The following is a 2,816-nucleotide window of genomic DNA, read 5'->3' on the forward strand; positions in this document are numbered from 1 at the left end:
GATTTAGTATTATTCACATATCTACACCTAGCTGCAGAGCCAGAATTAGCTAAAGCTCTAGTAGATACTGGTGTTACAGCGATTGCATATGAAACAGTTGAAGTAAATCGTACATTGCCATTACTTACTCCAATGAGTGAAGTAGCTGGACGTATGGCTACTCAAATTGGAGCTCAATTCTTGCAAAAGACTAATGGCGGAAAAGGCATCCTTCTTGCAGGCGTACCAGGCGTTTCACGCGGTAAAGTTACTATCGTTGGCGGTGGAGTAGTTGGTATTAATGCTGCGAAAATGGCAATCGGACTTGGTGCTCAAGTTACGATTATCGACCTTAGCCCTGAGCGTCTTCGTCAATTAGACGATATTTTCGGCAACAACATCCAAACATTAATGTCTAACCCATTCAATATCGCTCAAGCTGTTAAAGAAAGCGATCTTGTAGTTGGTGCTGTATTAATTCCTGGTGCTAAAGCTCCTAAATTAGTTACAGAAGAAATGGTTAAGACAATGGCTCCTGGTTCAGTTGTTATTGACGTGGCTGTTGACCAAGGCGGAATCTTTGAAACAGTTGACCATATTACAACTCATGACAACCCAACATATGAAAAGCATGGCGTTGTTCACTATGCAGTTGCAAATATGCCTGGTGCTGTTCCAAGAACTTCTACAATTGCCCTTACAAACGTTACGATCAACTATGCTTTACAAATTGCTAACAAAGGTGTTAAGAAAGCAGTTGAAGACAACGCATCATTAAAACTAGGCGTTAACGTCCTTAACGGAAACATTACTTACCAAGCGGTTGCTAAAGACCTTGGTTATGAGTATGTATCTGTTGACCAAGCTTTCGAAAACTAAGAATTAATTTTTCAACTTAAGCCCTTTTAGCTTCAAGCTAGGGGGCTTTTTCAATGGGATTTGACATTGTGAAGATTTATTTATATAATTTCCAAAAATAGAGTAAATACATTGACGAGGATTAGTAAAGTGTTTCAGTTTATTCTAGAGAGGAAGTCATTTGGTGCAAGACTTCTATAAACGGTCACTTGAACCTGCCTCCGAGTACTGTATCGGATAAATATTGAAGATACAAGCGGGTTCATATCCGTTATCATGATTCGAGAGTAAAGCTATGCTTTAAATTAGGGTGGTACCGCCATGCATTGGTCCCTAATTTGAAGTATGGCTTTTTTTAATAAGGGGATAGGGAGACGGATCTAGTGTCCCAGCAAAATAGGACATCAGAACCGTCCCCTTGTCCCTCAAAATTTAAAAGAGGTGTAAAGAAATGGCTAAAGAATTTGTTAAAGACATTACAGCAATGGATGATGATTTTGCCCAGTGGTATACAGATGTTGTAACGAAGGCAGATCTAATCGACTATTCAAGTGTACGCGGATGCATGATTATGCGCCCTTACGGTTATGCTTTATGGGAAAATATTAAAAATGAATTGGATCAACGCATTAAAGATACAGGTCATGAAAATGTGTATATGCCTTTATTTATTCCAGAAAGCTTGCTGCAAAAGGAGAAAGACCATGTCGAAGGATTTGCTCCAGAGGTAGCTTGGGTAACGCACGGGGGATCAGAAGAACTGGCAGAGCGCTTATGTGTCCGTCCAACTTCAGAGGTGCTTTTCTGTGAGCATTATAGTAATATTATCCACTCATATCGGGATTTGCCTAAGCTATACAATCAATGGGCAAATGTTGTGAGATGGGAGAAAACAACTAGACCGTTCCTGCGTACAATGGAATTTCAGTGGCAAGAAGGTCATACTTGTCATGCAACTGATGAAGACGCACATGAAGAAACAAAACAAATGCTTGATGTATATACGGATCTTTGCGAAAATATCCTCGCTATACCAGTGGTAAGAGGTAGAAAGACTGATAAAGAAAAGTTTGCAGGGGCTAAGTTTACGTACACAATTGAAAGCTTAATGCATGATGGAAAGGCACTGCAATCTGGAACTTCTCATCATTTAGGAGATGGATTTGCTAAAGCGTTTGGCATTCAATATTTAGATAAAGAGGGAAAGCAGCAATATGTACATCAAACATCATGGGGATTAACGACCCGCATCATTGGAGCCATGATCATGGTTCATGGAGATGACAGAGGACTTGTGATTCCGCCAAAAGCTGCTCCAACTCAAGTGATGATTGTTCCAATTGCTCAGCATAAAGAAGGCGTTCTTGATTTTGCCTATGACTTAAAAGACAAGCTTTCTAAACTTGCGCGTGTGGGCATTGATGCAAGCGACAAAAAGCCAGGCTGGAAATTTAATGAATATGAAATGAAGGGTGTTCCACTTCGTTTAGAGGTTGGCCCTAAGGATATTGAAAATAAACAAGTCGTACTTGCCCGCCGCGATACAGGGGAAAAATTGATTGTTAGCCTGGATCAATTAGAGACAAAGCTTACAGAAGTATTAGATGACATTCAGCAAAATTTATATAATAAAGCAAAAGAGCTACGCGAACAAAAAACCTATGTTGCGACAACTTATGATGAATTTAAAGATACTTTCGCCAATAAATCAGGTTTCGTAAAGGCCATGTGGTGCGGAGAGCTTGAGTGTGAAGAAAAAATAAAAGAAGAAACAAGCGTGACTTCAAGATGTATCCCATTTGAGCAAGAAGCTGTTTCATCCGAGTGCGTCTGCTGTGGACGTGAAGCTAATGAGCTAGTATATTGGGCGAAGGCGTATTAAATAAAATGTGCTTCATTCTGGACCTTGTTCAAGCGTGAAATTAGTTCCCGCGGTCACCAGAAGAGTGTTCTGGTGCCTGCTTAAGCGTAAAATCAGT

The 2,816-nt window shown here is 40.2% G+C and carries 2 protein-coding genes and 1 other annotated feature; both genes read left to right on the forward strand.

Annotation, left to right across the window (positions count from 1 at the left end; translation table 11 throughout):
* Positions 1–858 (forward strand): alanine dehydrogenase (ald, locus tag V7164_RS19970; protein WP_335355036.1); only part of this gene is annotated, 858 nt, incomplete at its 5' end.
* A gap of 102 nt (positions 859–960) precedes the next feature.
* Positions 961–1,175: a binding site (T-box leader), on the forward strand.
* Between the two features lie 113 nt (positions 1,176–1,288).
* Complete coding sequence (proS, locus tag V7164_RS19975) at positions 1,289–2,719, forward strand: proline--tRNA ligase (RefSeq protein ID WP_335345876.1); 1,431 nt, start codon at positions 1,289–1,291, stop codon at positions 2,717–2,719.
* The last annotated feature ends 97 nt before the right edge of the window (positions 2,720–2,816 follow it).

This window comes from Bacillus sp. JJ1474, assembly GCF_036965225.1.
Lineage (GTDB): Bacteria > Bacillota > Bacilli > Bacillales > Cytobacillaceae > Cytobacillus.